General features: G+C 62.2%; 18 protein-coding genes. 10 read left to right on the top strand and 8 right to left on the bottom strand.

Features of this window, described 5'->3' with window-relative positions:
- The first annotated feature begins 1 nt into the window (after window position 1).
- From lepB to GNP00_RS03010, 6 genes are all read left to right on the top strand, one after another.
- Window positions 2-751 carry a signal peptidase I gene (lepB, locus tag GNP00_RS03035; protein ID WP_011580289.1) on the top strand — a complete coding sequence of 250 codons (750 nt, stop codon included), beginning with the start codon at window positions 2-4 and terminating at the stop codon, window positions 749-751.
- Window positions 752-757: 6 nt separating this feature from the next.
- A complete protein-coding gene (rnc, locus tag GNP00_RS03030) occupies window positions 758-1,474 on the top strand; it encodes a ribonuclease III (RefSeq protein WP_011580290.1) in 717 nt (238 codons plus the stop codon).
- Window positions 1,471-2,388: a GTPase Era gene (gene era, locus GNP00_RS03025; protein WP_011580291.1), complete on the top strand. Its 918-nt coding sequence runs from the start codon at window positions 1,471-1,473 to the stop codon at window positions 2,386-2,388. Before rnc ends, era begins: the two co-directional genes overlap by 4 nt.
- Window positions 2,389-2,405: 17 nt before the next feature.
- Window positions 2,406-3,152 (top strand): DNA repair protein RecO, encoded by a 747-nt coding sequence (gene recO / locus GNP00_RS03020; RefSeq protein ID WP_011580292.1) that lies wholly within the window; start codon window positions 2,406-2,408, stop codon window positions 3,150-3,152.
- 130 nt (window positions 3,153-3,282) lie between these two features.
- Window positions 3,283-4,521, top strand: coding sequence for an MFS transporter (locus tag GNP00_RS03015; RefSeq protein ID WP_011580293.1), 1,239 nt, complete (start codon window positions 3,283-3,285; stop codon window positions 4,519-4,521).
- A gap of 91 nt (window positions 4,522-4,612) precedes the next feature.
- Window positions 4,613-6,589, top strand: a complete 1,977-nt coding sequence (locus tag GNP00_RS03010; RefSeq protein WP_011580294.1) for a PhoX family protein — start codon at window positions 4,613-4,615, stop codon at window positions 6,587-6,589.
- An 80-nt stretch (window positions 6,590-6,669) separates the two neighbouring features.
- Here the strand turns inward: GNP00_RS03010 and GNP00_RS03005 are convergent, their stop codons facing one another.
- Window positions 6,670-7,566 (bottom strand): mechanosensitive ion channel family protein, encoded by an 897-nt coding sequence (locus GNP00_RS03005; RefSeq protein WP_011580295.1) that lies wholly within the window; start codon window positions 7,564-7,566, stop codon window positions 6,670-6,672.
- Between the two features lie 289 nt (window positions 7,567-7,855).
- On the opposite strand from GNP00_RS03005, the gene GNP00_RS03000 reads away from it, so the two are divergent.
- Together GNP00_RS03000 and GNP00_RS02995 are read left to right on the top strand one after the other, a co-directional pair.
- Window positions 7,856-8,320 carry a GNAT family N-acetyltransferase gene (locus tag GNP00_RS03000; RefSeq protein WP_011580296.1) on the top strand — a complete coding sequence of 155 codons (465 nt, stop codon included), beginning with the start codon at window positions 7,856-7,858 and terminating at the stop codon, window positions 8,318-8,320.
- Complete coding sequence (locus GNP00_RS02995; RefSeq protein WP_011580297.1) at window positions 8,317-9,777, top strand: RimK family alpha-L-glutamate ligase; 1,461 nt, start codon at window positions 8,317-8,319, stop codon at window positions 9,775-9,777. The genes GNP00_RS03000 and GNP00_RS02995 overlap by 4 nt, the downstream gene beginning before the upstream one ends.
- Before the next feature lies 1 nt (window position 9,778).
- Here the strand turns inward: GNP00_RS02995 and GNP00_RS02990 are convergent, their stop codons facing one another.
- From GNP00_RS02990 to GNP00_RS02965, 6 genes are all read right to left on the bottom strand, one after another.
- Entirely contained in the window at window positions 9,779-10,390 is a 612-nt protein-coding gene (locus GNP00_RS02990) for a YfbR-like 5'-deoxynucleotidase (protein WP_011580298.1), read from the bottom strand.
- A complete protein-coding gene (gene ygfZ, locus GNP00_RS02985; protein ID WP_011580299.1) occupies window positions 10,390-11,256 on the bottom strand; it encodes a CAF17-like 4Fe-4S cluster assembly/insertion protein YgfZ in 867 nt (288 codons plus the stop codon). The genes GNP00_RS02990 and ygfZ overlap by 1 nt, the downstream gene beginning before the upstream one ends.
- Window positions 11,257-11,327: 71 nt before the next feature.
- Window positions 11,328-12,062 (bottom strand): hypothetical protein, encoded by a 735-nt coding sequence (locus GNP00_RS23095; protein ID WP_011580300.1) that lies wholly within the window; start codon window positions 12,060-12,062, stop codon window positions 11,328-11,330.
- Window positions 12,063-12,135: 73 nt separating this feature from the next.
- A complete protein-coding gene (locus tag GNP00_RS02975; RefSeq protein WP_011580301.1) occupies window positions 12,136-12,393 on the bottom strand; it encodes a hypothetical protein in 258 nt (85 codons plus the stop codon).
- A gap of 154 nt (window positions 12,394-12,547) precedes the next feature.
- Entirely contained in the window at window positions 12,548-12,919 is a 372-nt protein-coding gene (locus GNP00_RS02970) for a TIGR02301 family protein (protein ID WP_011580302.1), read from the bottom strand.
- A gap of 15 nt (window positions 12,920-12,934) precedes the next feature.
- Window positions 12,935-13,354 (bottom strand): NUDIX hydrolase, encoded by a 420-nt coding sequence (locus tag GNP00_RS02965; protein ID WP_011580303.1) that lies wholly within the window; start codon window positions 13,352-13,354, stop codon window positions 12,935-12,937.
- A gap of 78 nt (window positions 13,355-13,432) precedes the next feature.
- On the opposite strand from GNP00_RS02965, the gene GNP00_RS02960 reads away from it, so the two are divergent.
- Complete coding sequence (locus GNP00_RS02960) at window positions 13,433-14,173, top strand: SOS response-associated peptidase (protein ID WP_011580304.1); 741 nt, start codon at window positions 13,433-13,435, stop codon at window positions 14,171-14,173.
- A gap of 71 nt (window positions 14,174-14,244) precedes the next feature.
- On the opposite strand, the gene GNP00_RS02955 is transcribed toward GNP00_RS02960, so the two are convergent.
- On the bottom strand, window positions 14,245-14,433 hold the full coding sequence (locus tag GNP00_RS02955; protein WP_041544553.1) for a hypothetical protein: 189 nt from the start codon (window positions 14,431-14,433) through the stop codon (window positions 14,245-14,247).
- 344 nt (window positions 14,434-14,777) lie between these two features.
- Between GNP00_RS02955 and cysS the strand changes: the two genes are divergently transcribed.
- Window positions 14,778-16,271, top strand: coding sequence for a cysteine--tRNA ligase (gene cysS / locus GNP00_RS02950; protein WP_041545169.1), 1,494 nt, complete (start codon window positions 14,778-14,780; stop codon window positions 16,269-16,271).
- Window positions 16,272-16,405 lie beyond the last annotated feature (134 nt).

The raw sequence follows: 16,405 nt of genomic DNA, 5'->3' as shown, positions 1-16,405 counted from the left end.
AATGAGCGTGGCGGATAGATCCAAAAGAAAATCAGGCGGGGTGGGCGAGACCATTAGCGTCGTCGTTCAGGCACTGCTGATTGCCCTTGTTATCAGAACCTTTTTCTTTCAGCCCTTTTCAATTCCCTCCGGCTCCATGCGCCCGACCTTGCTGGAGGGTGATTATCTCTTCGTGACCAAATGGGCCTATGGCTATTCGCGCTATTCGTTTCCGTTCTCGCCGCCGCTGTTTTCGGGCCGGATCTGGGGAGCGGAACCGGAGCGCGGCGACGTCGTCGTCTTCAAATATCCGCCCGATCCTTCACTTGATTACATCAAGCGCGTCATCGGCCTTCCGGGTGATCGCATCCAGATGCGCGACGGCCAGCTCTACATCAATGGGACAGCCGTTCCGCGTGAGAAAATCGGGCAGATAGAGGATCAGGACATTACTGATCAGGCTCGGCCGGTGGATGTCTATCGCGAGACGCTTCCCAATGGCGTCTCTTATGAAACGCTCGACCTTTCGCCCACAACGGTCGGTGACAATACGCGGGAATTCATCGTCCCCGAGGCGCATTATTTCATGATGGGCGACAATCGCGACAATTCCGCCGACAGTCGTTTCTCGGTCGGTTTCGTGCCGGTGGAGAACCTGGTGGGCCGCGCCAATATCATCTTCTTCTCGATTGCTGGCGGGGCCAGCCCCCTGGAGCTTTGGCGCTGGCCATCCGAAATCCGGCTGTCGCGTATGTTAAGCTGGATCGATTGAGGAGTGATGACGCGGAGGCGTCCAAAAGGGCATGAACTGGCTGAGGCCGTGAACGAGCGGATCGGCCTTTCCTTCCGTGATGCCGAGCTGCTTGAACGCGCGCTCACCCATTCGAGCGCGCGCGGCAAGGGAGGGGACTATCAGCGCCTGGAATTCCTTGGCGACCGGGTGTTGGGGCTCGCTGTCGCCGAGATGCTTTACGAAGCCTATCCAGACGCTTCCGAGGGCGAGCTCTCGCTGCGCCTCAATTCCTTGGTCAACGCCGAAACACTGGCGGAAATCACCGAAGAACTCGGCCTCGACACGCTGATCCGGACCGGCAGCGACTTGAAGGCCCTCGCCATGCGCAAGCAAGTCAACCTGCGGGCCGATGTGCTTGAAGCGCTGATTGCCGTGATCTACCTGCAGGACGGGTTGGACGGCGCGCGCCAGTTCATCCGCACCCACTGGACGGAGCGTTCCACCGCCGAGGGGGCGGCCCGCGCCGATGCGAAGACCGCGCTTCAGGAATGGGCGCACCGGGTATCGAGCGCCACGCCGGATTACGTGATCGAGAGTCGCGAGGGGCCGGACCACGATCCTGTGTTCACCGCCGTGGTGCGCATCGCCGGCTTCCAGGAAGGGCGCGGCCGGGGGCGCTCCAAGCGTGAGGCGGAACAGGCTGCTGCGACCGAGGTTTTGATTCGCGAGGCCGTATGGACGCCGATGGAAAGCCTGCCATGACCGAAACCGGAGAGCCTTCGCCGGGCACACGCTCCGGCTTCGTCGCGTTGATCGGTGCGCCGAACGCTGGAAAATCGACGCTGCTCAACCAATTGGTAGGCGCGAAGGTGTCGATCGTCACGCACAAGGTGCAGACGACCCGAGCACTGGTCCGCGGCATAGCCACGCGCGACAGGACGCAGATCGTGTTTGTCGACACGCCCGGCATCTTCAAGCCGCGGCGCCGCCTGGACCGGGCCATGGTGACGACGGCCTGGGGCGGAGCCAAGGACGCGGATATCGTGGCGTTCCTTCTCGATGCCGAGCGCGGCATCAGGGGAGATGCCGAAACGATCCTCGATAACCTTTCCGAAGTGCGGCAGCCGAAGATCCTGATCCTCAACAAAGTCGATCGTATAAAGCGCGACAAGCTGCTTGTGCTGGCCGCGGAGGCGAACGAGCGTGTTTCCTTCGACCGGACTTTCATGATCTCGGCGCTGACGGGGGACGGCTGCGATGACCTGCTGGGCTATCTGGCCGAGGCGCTGCCGGAAGGTCCCTGGTACTATCCTGAAGACCAGATCTCCGATTTGCCGATGCGCCAGCTCGCAGCCGAGATAACGCGCGAAAAGATTTATATGCGGCTGCATCAGGAGCTTCCCTATTCCGCCCATGTCGAGACGGAGAAATGGGAGGAGAAGAAGGACGGCTCCGTGCGCATAGAGCAGGTGATCTATGTGGAGCGCGAAAGCCAAAAAAAGATCGTGCTTGGCCACAAGGGATCGACGATCCGCGACATCGGCCAGGCCGCACGCGAGGATATTGCGCAGATCCTGGAGCAGAAGGTGCATCTGTTCCTCTTCGTGAAGGTCCGCGAGAATTGGGGCGACGATCCAGAGCGCTACCGCGAGATGGGGCTTGAATTCCCCGGATAGCGGCGCGACAAGCGGCCATGGAATGGCATGACGAAGGCATTGTGCTCGGCACCCGCAGGCACGGCGAGTCCAGTGTCATCCTGGAGGCGATAACCGCCGCCCACGGCCGGCATCTGGGCCTCGTTCGCGGCGGACGCTCGAAACGCATGCAACCGGTGCTGCAACCGGGCAACAGGGTGGATCTCACCTGGCGCGCGCGGCTCGACGAGCATCTGGGCCTGTTCCAGGTGGAACCGCTGGAGCTCAATGCGGCGCGGCTTTTGAACTCTGCCGTTGCGATCTACGGCATCCAGCTGCTCGCCGCTCACCTGCGCCTGCTGCCCGAACGTGACCCGCATCCTGGATTGTTCGAGGCGCTGGGCGTGATCGCGGCCCATCTGGACGAGCCAGAGACGGCGGGCGTTCTGGTGGCGCGCTTCGAGCTCGCCGTGCTGGATGCGCTGGGTTTCGGGCTCGATCTTGCCCGCTGCGCGGTGACGGGCAGCCGCGAAGACCTCGCTTATGTCTCACCGAAAACGGGAAGGGCGGTAACGCGGGAAGCGGGAGCACCCTGGGCTGACAAGCTGCTTCCGTTGCCGACCTTCCTGACCGCCGGAAACGAGGCCCTCTATGATCGGGCGATCCTCTCGCAGGCTTTCGCGCTGACGGGCTTTTTCTTCGCACGCCATGTCTACGAGCCGCGGGGACTTACCGAGCCGGAGGCGAGGGCAGGCTTTCTCGCCGCAGTGATGCGCAATCTCCCGGAGGGAGAGAGCGCGCCGTGAGTCTGCGCTCGCCAGGCGCAGGCGCTTTACGAGTAAGCATCAAAAATATTGAAACTACAGTGCTCATCTATTCATTTGAATCAATGATTGCTTTGGCTAAGTCTATGGCTACGCAATCAAGGGCACTCCCATGACCAAGACCGTTTCGACCCGCGCCGCTTCCCCATCCTTTCCGTGGCTGATCGTGATCTGCGGCTGTCTTATCGCTGCGCTCACCTTCGGCCCGCGCTCGGCCATGGGTTTCTTCCAGCTTCCCATGCTCGCGGAAAAGGGCTGGGACCGCACGACCTTTGCGCTCGCCATGGCGATCCAGAACCTGCTCTGGGGCGCCGGCCAGCCATTCTTCGGCGCGATTGCCGACCGTTTCGGCACCTGGCGGGTGCTCGCCATGTCCGGCATTCTCTACGCGCTTGGGCTTTTCCTGATGGCCACCGCCGACAGCCCGGCGATACTGCACATCGGCGGCGGCGCTCTGGTTGGCCTCGGCGTTGCGGCAGGCTCCTTCGGCATCGTTCTGTCAGCCTTCGCGCGCAACGTGCCTTCGGAAAAGCGCAGCCTGGTCTTCGGCATCGGAACGGCGGCGGGCTCGGCGGGCATGTTCCTCTTCGCTCCCATCAGCCAAGGCATGATCGACAGTTTCGGCTGGTCTGACACGCTCGTCTATATGAGCATCGCCATGCTCATCGTGCCGGTGCTCGCCATTCCGCTGGCCGGCAATTCGTCGAGCGGCGTGGCGCGCCAGGCCGAATATGAGCAGACTTTCGGCGCGGCGCTGCGCGAGGCCTTCGCCCATCGCGGCTTCGTCCTGTTGAACTCCGGTTTCTTCGTCTGCGGTTTTCAGGTCGCCTTCATCACGGCGCACTTTCCCGCCTATCTCGGGGATATCGGCATCGATGCCAGCTATGCGGTGATCGCGCTCGCGCTCATCGGTTTCTGCAACATCATCGGTTCGCTCGCTTCAGGCTTTATTGGCCAGCGCTATCCGAAGCCGGCCTTTCTGGCCTTCATTTATCTCGCACGCTCCGTCCTTGTGACCGCATTCCTCCTCCTGCCGCAAACTCCCATCACGGTGGTGATCTTCGCGATTTTGATGGGGTTCCTGTGGCTTTCGACCGTACCGCCCACCAATGCGCTCGTGGCCGTGATGTTCGGCACACGCCATCTCGGCATGCTCGGCGGCGTGGTCTTCTTCTCGCACCAGATCGGATCGTTCCTCGGCGTTTGGCTCGGCGGCTATCTCTATGATCGGTTCGGCTCGTATGACCCGGTGTGGTGGCTGGGCGTCGCACTCGGAATTTTCGCCGCCATCGTCCATTGGCCGATCCAGGAAAAGCCGGTGGAGAGGCCCGCGCTCGCCGCGGCGGGGTGAAGTTGTCGCCGGCGCCAAGATTCTGTCATCTGGCTGCAACACGGGTTTGCTTTAGCCCTTCTGGAGACTTCCCACCCACCAGGAGGCAGGCATGAACCAGACCATCGATCCGAAGGCGATCAAGACACTTACCGAAATGCGCGAGGAGCGTGAGGATGTCGGGCGCAACGAGAGCGCCAACCCCACCATGGGCGACATTATCCATCGCCGCTATTCGCGCCGCGGCTTCCTCCGCGGTTCTCTGGCCGTCGCCGCCATCGGTGCCACAGTCAGCCCTCTGGCGCTGCTTGCCGCCAGGGACGCGAAAGCCGAAGGACCCGCCTCCCAGTTCACGTTCGCGGAGGTGGAGGCCGGCGTCGACGAGACGCATCATGTGGCCGAAGGCTATGATGCGCAGATCTTCCTGCGGTGGGGGGACAAGGTCTTCGCCGACGCGCCGGAATTCGACCCCGCCAACCAGACGGCCGAGTCGCAGTCCAGGCAGTTCGGCTACAACAACGACTTTGTGGGCTTCATCCCGCTCGATGGCGCCGATGACCGCGGCATCCTGGTGGTCAATCACGAATACACCAATGCCGAGCTGATGTTCCCCGGCTTTGCCACGGTGGAAGGCGACGAGGTGAAGCTCGGCGAGTACACCAAGGACCTGGTGGATATCGAAATAGCGGCCCATGGCGGCACTCTCATCGAAATCCGCAAGGTGGATGGCCGTTGGGAGCCGGTGCTGGACAGCCAGTACAACCGGCGCATCACCGCCGACACGGAAATGCAGCTCTCCGGCCCCGCGGCCGGCCATGACCGCATGAAGACGAATGCCGATACCTCCGGGACGAAGGTGCTGGGCACCATCAACAACTGCGCAGGCGGCGTTACGCCGTGGGGCACCTACCTGATGGCGGAAGAAAACTTCCATGGCTATTTCATGGGCGAATTGCCGGAAGGCCATCGCGAAGCGGACAATTACCAGCGTATCGGCGTGCCGGGTGGCGAATACAGCTGGGGCCAGTTCCACGACCGCTTCGATGTCTCCAAGGAGCCGAACGAGCCCAACCGCTTCGGCTGGGTGGTCGAGGTCGATCCGCTCGACCCGAACTCCGTGCCCAAGAAGCGCACGGCGCTCGGCCGCGTGAAGCACGAGGGGGCCGAGAGCATCGTCAACAGGGACGGGCGCGTGGTTGCCTATTGCGGCGATGACGAGCGTTTCGACTATGTCTACAAATTCGTGACCGCCGGCACCTACAGCGAGCAGGATCGCGCCGCCAATATGGACCTCCTGGACGAGGGCACGCTTTATGTCGCCCGCTTCAACGAGGACGGCACGATGGAATGGATGCCGCTCGTCCATGGCCAGGGCCCGCTCACGGCCGAGAACGGCTTCGAAAGCCAGGCGGACGTCCTGATCGAGACCCGCCGCGCCGCAGACCTGCTCGGCGCCACCAAGATGGACCGGCCCGAGGACGTGCAGCCCAATCCGAAGACCGGCAAGGTCTATGTGATGCTCACCAACAACACGCGCCGCACGGAAGAGCAGGTGGACACGGCGAATCCGCGCGCGGAGAACGCCTTCGGCCATATCATCGAGATCACCGAGACCGACGGCGATTTCGCCTCCACCAAATCGACCTGGGAAGTGCTCTTGAAGTGCGGCGATCCCTCCGTTGCCGAGGTGGGTGCGAGCTTCTCCCCGGATACCACGCGCAACGGCTGGTTCGGCATGCCCGACAACTGCGCGATCGATGCCGATGGACGCCTTTGGGTGTCTACCGATGGCAACAATCAGAAGGCCACCGGCCGCACCGACGGTCTCTGGGCTGTGGACACCGAAGGTGAGGCGCGGGGAACCTCCAAGCTCTTCTTCCGCGTGCCTGTTGGCGCGGAAATGTGCGGCCCCTATTTCACGCCGGACGGTGAGACGCTGTTCCTCGCGGTGCAGCATCCGGGCGATGAGGGCCTTGCCACTTTCGAGCAGCCCGCCACCCGTTGGCCCGACTTCCAGGAAAACATGCCGGTGCGCCCGGCCGTGGTGGTTGTCACCAAGCAGGGCGGCGGCAAGATTGCCGCTGCCTGATGCCAGTCTGATCTGATGGATTGGTGCGGGGCCTTCGGGCCCCGCATTGCTTTTCGGCTAGCCTGCTGTTGGGCAGGCGATCAGCCTGCCGCGGCTTTCTGGCTGGTATTGGCGCGCGGAGGCGTATCCTCGCCCTGCACGAAATGTATCTGCCGTTGGGGGAAGGGGATGGAGATGCCGTTGGCGTCAAATGCCTGCTTGGCGGCCTTGGTGATATCGAAACGCACCGCCCAGTAATCGGTGGTCGCGGTCCAGTAGCGGACCGTTACCATGACGGCGCTGTCGCCGAGCGCGCCGACGAAGGTTTCCGGTGCTGGTACAGCGAGGACCCTCTGGTCGCCTTGCGCCAATTTCAGCAGGAGCTCCTGGGCGAGGTCGATATCGTCCTCATAACCGATGCCAATGGCAATATCGTTCCGGCGTAGGGCATTGCGCGAATAATTGGTGACGGCCTTGTTCCACAGCTCACTGTTCGGCGCCATCACATAAACCCCGTCGGCAGACTGCAATTCCGTGGCGAAGAGGCCGATTTCCTCCACCGTGCCGGCGATTCCGCCCGCGTCTATATATTCGCCCACCCGGAAAGGCTTGAGCGCCAGCAGCATGATGCCGGCGGCGATGTTCTGCAGCGTGCCCTGAAGTGCAAGGCCGATGGCGAGGCCGACAGCGCCGAGGGCAGCGATGATGCTGGCCGTCTGAACACCGAACTGCGCGAGAACGGTGACGCCAACGAGGATGAGCACGGCATAGCGGACGATCTTGGAGAGGAAGCGCCGCAGCGTCTCGTCGACGCCCGGCAGGCGACCAAGCGCGGCCCGCGTCCAGCGCGCCAGGATGCCAGCTGCGATAAAGCCGACGAGAATGAGAATGATCGCGCCGAGGATGGAAAGGGCGTAGGAGACTGCAAATTCCTGAACCTGGAGCCACGCAGCTTCGGCAGTCGTGAGGATGTTGTTTTCTGCAGCATCGAAGTCCATGCATCCCTCCGTATCTTAGCGGCGGTATACACAATGCGGAAAGGCAGAGTCGAATCAGCCGCGTGTATGGTGCCAATAAGGATCAGGTTAATGGTCCGGCCGCCACCGGCGCCGCGAATAAGCCATGATTAAGCTCTTTGCCGGACCGGGAAAATTGGAGGTCCGATATATGCCGCAGCGGACAAACTTCTTTTCCACTGGAACTGTCCGAAGGCGGTGATATGACTCGCAGCCTTGCGACCACGCGGGCGACCTCCCGCGGGCCTTACACGAGGTGATCCGCACACCCATGCATGCCGACATTCGTCCGGCTCGCGCGACCGACATCGATACGCTTGTTTCTATCGAGAACAGCGTCTTCGACACTGACCGCATTTCCCGCCGCGCCTTCCGCAGCCACCTGGCGAGCGGCACGGCCTCGCTCCTCGTTTCCGAAAAAGATGGCGCGATTGCCGGCTACGCCCTTCTGCTCTACCGCAAGGGCGGCAAAACTGCCCGGCTATATTCGATTGCCGTCGCCAACGGCCATGCTTCGGCCGGCGTCGGGCGAGGGCTGCTCGCGGCGGCGGAAAAGGCTGCCGCCGCGCGCGGCCGCCCTATTCTTCGCCTGGAGGTGCGCGAAGACAATGCGCGCGCCGTCGATCTCTACCGGCGCTCGGGCTTCCGCCCCATCGGGCGCCGCGAAAACTATTACGAGGACGGTGCCCCGGCACTGCGTTTCGAAAAGCATCTGGGAGGCTCCAAGGAGCAATGAGCTGGGTCATTCTCACCGGCAGACAAAGCGACCTCGACCAGGTCGCAACCCCGCACAAGATCATAACCAGCCGCGATTACCTGGCACATCCGGCCCTTTTCCGGGGACAGCGGCCCAAGATCATCAACCTGTCGAACAGCTACGCCTATCAGAGCCGCGGCTATTATGCCTCGCTGCTGGCGAGCTCGCGCGGCCACAAGGTGATTCCCTCGGTCGAAACGATGATCGATCTTTCCGGCCGCAAGCTCTACGAAAACGCGCTGCCGGAACTCGAACAGGCGCTCAACAGGTGCCGTAAGGAGCTGGGAGGAGGCTTCCCGTCCACCGTGGCGGTGTTTTTCGGCATCGGCCCCTCCAAAGCCTGGGACCGTTTCGCGCGCCTGCTATTCGATTGGTTCCGCGCGCCGGCGCTGGAGGTGGCGATCGAGGAAGGCGAATGGGCGACCATCAAGAAGATCGGCTTCCTGCCGCTGGCGCGCATGAAGAACGACGAGAAGGCGCGGTTCCTCGCCAGCCTCGACAATTACACGAACCGGCAGTGGCGGGACACCAAAACGCGTACGCCCTCGCGCTATACCTTCGCCACTCTGGTGGACCCGCAGGAGGTGCTGCCGCCTTCTAGCATCGGCTCGCTCAAGCACTGGTCGCGGATCGCCGAGAAAATGGGCGTGGAGGTGGAGCCGATCACGAGAAAGGACCTGCCGAAGCTCGCCAACTATGATGCGCTGTTCATCCGCGAGACGACCTCCATCTCCACTCACACCTACCGTTTCGCCCGCCGGGCGCAGCAGGAGGGCATGCCGGTCATCGACGATCCGCTGTCAATGATACGCTGCACCAACAAGGTCTATCTGAACGAGCTGATGCTCTATAACCGCGTATCCGTGCCGCCGACGGTGATGATTTCCGGGCCGGGGGATCTGGAGACAGCCGCCGACACGCTTGGGTTTCCACTCGTGCTCAAGATCCCCGACAGCGCTTTTTCACGCGGTGTGAAGAAGGCGGGGAATCTGGCGGAGCTGAAAGAGCTCGCCACCAAGTGGCTGGAGGATTCCGATCTGCTAATCGCGCAGAAATTCCTGCCTACCGAGTTTGACTGGCGCATCGGCGTGCTGGGCGGCGAGCCGCTTTTTGCGGTGCAGTATCTAATGGCGAAGAAGCATTGGCAGATCGTCAATCACGAGCGGCGCGGCAAGCCGGACGAGGGCGGATTCCGCACCTTTACCCTGCAGGAAACCCCGCGCGAGGTGATCGATATCGCCGTGAAGGCTGCCCGCTGTATCGGGGACGGGCTCTACGGCGTCGATATCAAGGAGACGCCGGACGGGATCTACGTGATCGAGGTGAACGACAATCCCAACCTGGACCACGGCTGCGAGGATTCGGGCGAGAAGGACCAGGTCTGGATGCGGCTCACCCAATGGTTCATCGACCGGCTGGAACGGCAGGGGAGATAAATCACGCTGCCTTGCGTCGCGACTTCTCGACGGCCTCGAAGCGGGCGAGATATGAAGCCTGGGCGCGCCGGGCGGGTTTCGGCTCAAGATCAAGCGTTTCCGCCGTGAATCCGCGCGGACGGCCGAAGAAGCGGGACGCTTCGCCATGGGCAAAGCCCGCAAGCTCCGTCGCTTCGAAATAGGCGGCGATGCAATCGGCCTTCTTGATTTCGGCCTTGAGCTTCGGCGGCGTGTCCGCCGGCAATCCGAAGCGCAGGTGGATTGCGCCATGCAGCCGCTTCTCCACGGACTTGTAGTCTTCGCCGAGCGTCGCCTTGAAAGGCGAGATCATGTCACCGATCACATATTCCGGGGCATCGTGCAGGAGGGCGGCAAGCAACCAGTCGGCGGGCGCCTCCACATGCATCGTGCGGAAAATGTGCTCTACGAGCAGCGAATGTTGCGCGACGGAGAACGCATGGTCGCCCTTTGTCTGGCCATTCCAGCGCGCCACGCGTGCAAGCCCGTGTGCGATGTCCGCGATCTCTATGTCGAGCGGCGAGGGATCAAGGAGATCGAGCCTGCGGCCCGAGAGCATGCGCTGCCAGGCGCGCGCGGCGGTCTGGCCCGCCATCAGGCGGTCTCCGCCGGGCCATCGGGAACGGAAATGGTGAACTTCGCGAAAGCCGGCACTTTCAGCGAAAGCGCGGCCTCGCCCGCGAGGATTGGATTGCCTGCCTGAATGGCCTCCGCCGCGCGGTCGATGCGCAGGATCGCCAGCCCGTCGGCGTCGCAAACGGTGCCGAGCGCGCCGATTGCGCGGCCATCCGCTGTGATCTGGCTGCCGGAAGCGGGCAGGGCCTTGTCACCTCGCACGATCACAAGTCGCCTGCGCGCCGTGCCGCGGTGATGCATGCGCGAGACGACCTCCTGTCCCACATAGCAGCCCTTCTTGAGTCCTACGCCGCCGTTCTGGTCGAAGAGGATTTCATGGGGGAAAGCATCCCCAAGATCGTAATCCCTGCCGCTTTCCGCAACTCCGTGTTCGACGCGCAGACGGTCCCACGCGGAGATGTCGGCGCTTCCCTCATCAGCACTGCCATAGCGGCGCGCAACCTTCAGCGCTTCTGGAAAGCGCCGGTCCACGACGGACATTGAATCAGTTTGTGAGCTTAGTGAATCATTTCCCCAGGAAACGGAGATAACCGCATTGTTATCGATGGATAATTCCGCCTTTGCCCGCAGCCGGTACAACATCAGGCGCTTCAGAAAATCCTGCGCCAGATCGCTGCGGCAGTCGAGACGGAACCCGTCCTGTCCGGTGCGCGAGATCAGGAAATCGAAAAGGATTTTTCCCTGCGGCGTCAGCAGCGCACCGGGCCGCGCTTCGTCTTGTCCGAGCGCGGAAAGGTCGGTGGTTATGATATTCTGCAGCAGCGCCTCGGCATCCGGCCCGGCGGCAAGGAGAACGGTGCGGTCGGAAAGCTCAACACTCGGCATGGCATCGAATCCGGTCTCGGCGGCTTTCTGCTACGTAAGCCTCCCTGGCGTGCGGAGCAAGCGGACCCGTATCAGTCTCCAGCCACGAAGAACAGCCAGCGCCCGTCCGGCGTGATGGCCGAGCGATAAAAAATGTAAGCGCCGAAATTCTTCATCTCTTCATAATCGCTCGCCGTCAGCAGCGTGAAAAGCTCCACCTTCTGCTGCGGTGACAGCTCATCGAGCGGAAAGGCGAAGAAATAGGGCCAGACATAGTATTCGTTCTCCGCACCGGCATTGAGATGCACGAAGCCGGATTCCATGACCTCCAGCAGAATGGCCATGATCTCCTGGCCTTCTTCGTCGCCTGAGATCTGGCGGAGGAAATCGATCGGATCGCCTTCGAGATTGCCCAGCAGCAGTTGGGTGGCGCTGTCGCCGCTGCCGATAAGCGGCCTCAGCTTTTCAATGTCACCGCTCTTGCAGGCATCGATGATGAGCTGCCGCATGCGGCGCACTGGCTCGGGCAGGCGGCTGAGGTCGTAAATCACCTCCGGTGGCTCCTCGCCGGGAGTGGTGTCGGGGCGCGCTACATCTCCCGACCTTTCCTCGGCGCCGACTGTGGAGTCCTCACCCGATTCCTCTGAAAGCGTGGGCGCGGACAGAAGGTCGGGATTCCCTTCGGATGCTCCTCCAGGCTGTTGCTGCACTGGCCGGTATTCAGGGAAAGTATCGTTCAGCGCGAGGGATTTGCCTGGCAGCCAGAAAAGCGCGGCCAGGGCCAGCGCCACCGCGTAAGCTCTGCAGGAAGGGGGAGGGGTCGGCATTCGCGCCACCTTTGTTGACGGTTTCGAGCCGTAGATGGCCCGGCCCCACGAATAGCCAAAGTGGGCCGCAAGCTCAATGGCGGCTCTGTTGCGGCAGGAAATCACCCAGGAGCACTCGCCGGCGCATGGTGTCGAGCAGTTCGAGAAGCTTTTCTTCTTCTCCGCTTTTCCCCAACTCTCCGAGCGCGGTGGCAAGCGCGGCCTCCGCGATAATCTCCGGTTCTATGCCCGCCAGAAGCCCCTCGGCCCAGGCAGCACTGTGGCATTCAGCACAGGTCGTGCGCTTTTCTTCCTCGATCAGCGCTTCGATATCGGCAACAGTCATATGCATGAAACACCACCCGATCCGAGGCGCCGGGATCTCCGCGCCTGTCCCAATCTATCCCTAGTCTATAGCGGTAACATGAAAAATGCGGCGGGACGGAGACAGTGTTCGAGGTGGTAAAGGAAAGGTAAAAGTTTAATGATCGGACAAAAGCGCAGGCTTAATTTCCGTAGCGGCGCGTAATTTCGTCCGTCAATGTCTCACCTTCCTTCATGTAGCGATCGATTGCCTGCACGGCGGCGTCGGTACAATTCGTATAGACGCCCGCGAATGCGCGATATCCTCGATTGAAGCTTGCGGTCAGCTTAGCCCTGCGTTCTTCCGAGGGCGCTTCCGCCTGCAGCAGGGACTCCATGCGTTCCCGCCAGACCGGTTCCTCCTCCCCGCAAAGCCCGCGCAGAAAATGGACGGAGCCCAGGATCTCGGCAAGCCGCATGAGCTGCGGATCGTAGGGCACCTGAGCGGCCGCTTGTGAGAGCGAAAAGGTGGAGGCCAGGACGGCGGCCGAAAGAAGCTTCAAAATGGTTTTCATGAAAGGATCTTGTTTCTAAATTCCGGCAGCGCTCACAGTCGACCGGGCGAGGATATCTTCGGCTATTTCCAGTGTGCTCTCGGTTATGGGGAGGCTTCGCATTTCCTCGATCCTGTACCAGCCGACGAGGTCTGCATCGTCTCCGGCTCGCGCTATGCCTTCCACCTCGTGGGCTTGAAACACCTGGAGACGGTAGCGCCGCCCATTCTCAGTTCCGAACGTAACCTCCCGAAACAAGGTGACTTCCCCGGCGGTAAGCCCCGTTTCCTCATAAAGTTCCCGGCGCACGGCAGCGGCTGTTGCCTCTCCGCCTTCCACACGCCCGCCCGGAAACGCGAAGAGCCCTTTCGCGGGCTCGTTTCCTCGACGCACGAGCAGAAAGCGGCCGTTCGACAGCACAGCCAACGAAACAGCTTGGATTTCGCCTTCGTCCATCGTTACATCCCCGATCTCGGATTCTACTCTAAGCACATCTGTGGCGAGAATGCCGCCCAGATCTGGGCGAGGTGAAAAATGTGCGGACGGTTTGCGCTGACGGCACAAACAAAGGAAGTGGAGATGTTCCTCGGCCTTGCCGGGCTGGAGGATTTCCCTCCCCGGTTCAACATCGCCCCCACCCAGCCGATTTTGATGGTGATCGGCGCATCGCGGCCGGAAGGCTCGAACCTGCCGCCCCGGAAATCGGCGTTGGTGCGCTGGGGGTTTCTTCCGGGCTGGGCGAAAAATCCCAGGGACATGCCGCTTCTCATCAATGCGCGTTCGGAAAGCGCGGCGGAAAAGGCCGCCTTCCGCGCCGCGATGCGGCATCGGCGGACACTTGTTCCCGCATCAGGTTTTTATGAATGGCGGCGGGAAGGCAAAGGCCGGGCGCAGCCTTTCTGGGTTCGGCCGAGGAGCGGCGGGATCGTGGCCTTCGCGGGGCTCATGGAAACCTGGTCCGAGCCTGGCGGCAGCGAGCTCGATACGGGAGCCATACTGACGACGGTGGCGAATCGCGACCTCGCTTCGATCCACCCGCGCATGCCGCTTGTGATTCGTCCCGAGCATTTCTCAAGATGGCTCGATTGCGTAAGGTACGAGCCGCGCGACATGGCGGACCTGCTGGCGCCAGTTGAGCCGGGCTTCTTTGAGGCCATTCCCGTTTCCGAAAAGGTCAACAGCGTCTCCAATGTGGGGCCGGATCTGCAGGAAAGGGTGGAGACGCAGGCGGAAGATGAGCCGGCCAGGGAGGATGGGCAGCTAAGCCTTTTTTAGGCTGTAGCGGCCACTTTTTTCCGGGGCGCGTTCTTGACGCGTTGATCGGCGGCATTGCGGCCGCGCTTGGATCAGATCTCGTCCTCGCGCGGCTCGTATGAGGGCTTCGGCTCTTCTTTCTTCTGCTTCGGCTTGCAGAGCAAGGCCGCGTTGATCGCGGCCGGGCCGACCCGCCGATACTTTCGGACGAGTTCGGGCTTCGCCGCCTCTTCTTCCTCGGACTTCTGTGCTCGGTTCTCTGTGGCGCTATCAATGGCCATGACACTGCCTGACTGGTTCACGTTTGCTCGTTAACTGGGAACGGATTCCGACGAAATCATGTTCCATGAGCGTGCGACCCATCGCCCGATGAGAGTCTCGCGGAAGGCTTAATACTTCCTTGCGGTGGTGTTGCGCGCGAACCACAGCTGATCGCGCTTGACGCGGGCATCGGTCGAGGCGATAAGAGCGGCGATGAAAACGCTGTTCGCCATTATCGGCATTTGCATTATCGGCTAGCGCTTCTCCGCTGGTCCGGTCGTTTTCGCCTTCCTTTCCCGATACGAAAAACGCCCAGGCCAGCCGGCCGGAGCGCCGCATGGATGTTGTTATCACAGGATCGGGCATGTCTGACGGGTTCAAGGCACTGAAGCTCTACAACACGCTGACGCGGCGCGACGAGGAGTTCGTGCCCCTCGATCCGGCGAATGTGCGCATGTATGTCTGCGGGCCCACGGTCTACGACTTCGCCCATATCGGCAATGCGCGACCGGTGATCGTCTTCGACGTCCTCTTCAGGCTCCTGCGCCAACTCTACGGCGATGACCACGTCACCTATGTCCGCAACATCACGGACGTTGATGACAAGATCAACGCCCGCGCATTGCGTGACTTCGGCGAGGACATTACCGCGGGCAGGCTCACGCTCAACGAGGCCATCCGCCGCGTGACCGAGCGCACGGCGGCGCAATTTCATGCGGATGTGGCCGCACTCGGCTGCCTTGCTCCTACCCATGAGCCGCGCGCGACGGAATTCGTGCTGCCGCGGACGGATGGCAAGGCCGATATGGCAAGCTTGATTCAAACTCTCATCGACCGCGGCCATGCCTATGCGGCCAAAGGAGAAATCCTGTTCGATACGGCCTCCATGCCGGATTATGGCCAGCTTTCCAAGCGCCGGCTGGAAGACCAGCAGGCAGGCGCGCGCGTGGCCGTGGACCCGCATAAGAGGAACCCGTCGGATTTCGTTCTCTGGAAGGAATCTTCGGCCGAGGAGCCGGGCTGGGAAGGGCGCTTCACCTTCGAGGGAAAGCCGCTCGTCATCCGCGGCCGCCCCGGCTGGCACATCGAATGCTCCGCCATGTCGGCGGCGTATCTGGGCGAGGTGTTCGATATCCACGGCGGCGGGCTCGACCTGATCTTCCCGCACCACGAGAACGAGATTGCCCAATCGCGCTGCGCCCATGGCACGCCGGTGATGGCCAATTACTGGCTGCACAACGGCTTTGTGCAGGTGGAGGGCAAGAAGATGGCCAAGTCCGAAGGCAACTTCGTCACCATCCACGACCTGCTGGCGACGGAGAATTTCGGCGGCCGCAAATGGCCCGGCGAGGTGCTGCGGCTCGCGATCCTCATGACCCATTACCGCGAGCCGCTCGACTTCTCATTGCGCAAGCTTGAGGAGGCGGAGGCTGTGCTCGACGGCTGGTACCGGGTGGTGGGAGACGCCAAGCACCAAGAGGGCGATAGCGGCGCGGTACGGCGCGCGCTTCTTGATGATCTCGGAACGCCCGCAGCGATCACGGTTCTGCACGACCTGCGGGCGCAGGCGGCGAGGGGAAGCGAGGCCGCAAAGGCGGACCTTAAGGCGAATGCCGTGCTTTTGGGATTGCTGACGCAGTCTCAGGACCAGTGGTTTTCTGGCAAGGCGGCGGATGCGGCGATTGATGAGGCGGCGGTGGAAGAGCGCGTGGCTGCTCGCCTCTCCCTCCTTCGCGCGAAGAATTTCCCTGAGGCCGATCGCATCCGGGAGGAACTGTCGGGCCGCGGGATCCAGCTCATGGACTATAAGGATCCCGAAACCGGCGAGCGCCGGACGAAATGGGAGGTGAAGCGGTGAGCGCGGAGCTGGCGACCCCCCTCTGCCCTGCCGGGCACGCTCTCAAGGGGCGTATGCTGGCGGAACAGCGCCCCCCTCTGGCCTGCCGGCCATCTCCCCCACAGGGGGGGAGATCAGCCTTCAGGATCGTCCAC

This window comes from Chelativorans multitrophicus, from assembly GCF_011317445.1.
Classification (GTDB): Bacteria; Pseudomonadota; Alphaproteobacteria; order Rhizobiales; family Rhizobiaceae; genus Chelativorans; species Chelativorans multitrophicus.
The sequence above is the reverse complement of the archived record's forward strand: the minus strand, read 5'-3'. Positions and strand labels throughout refer to the sequence as shown.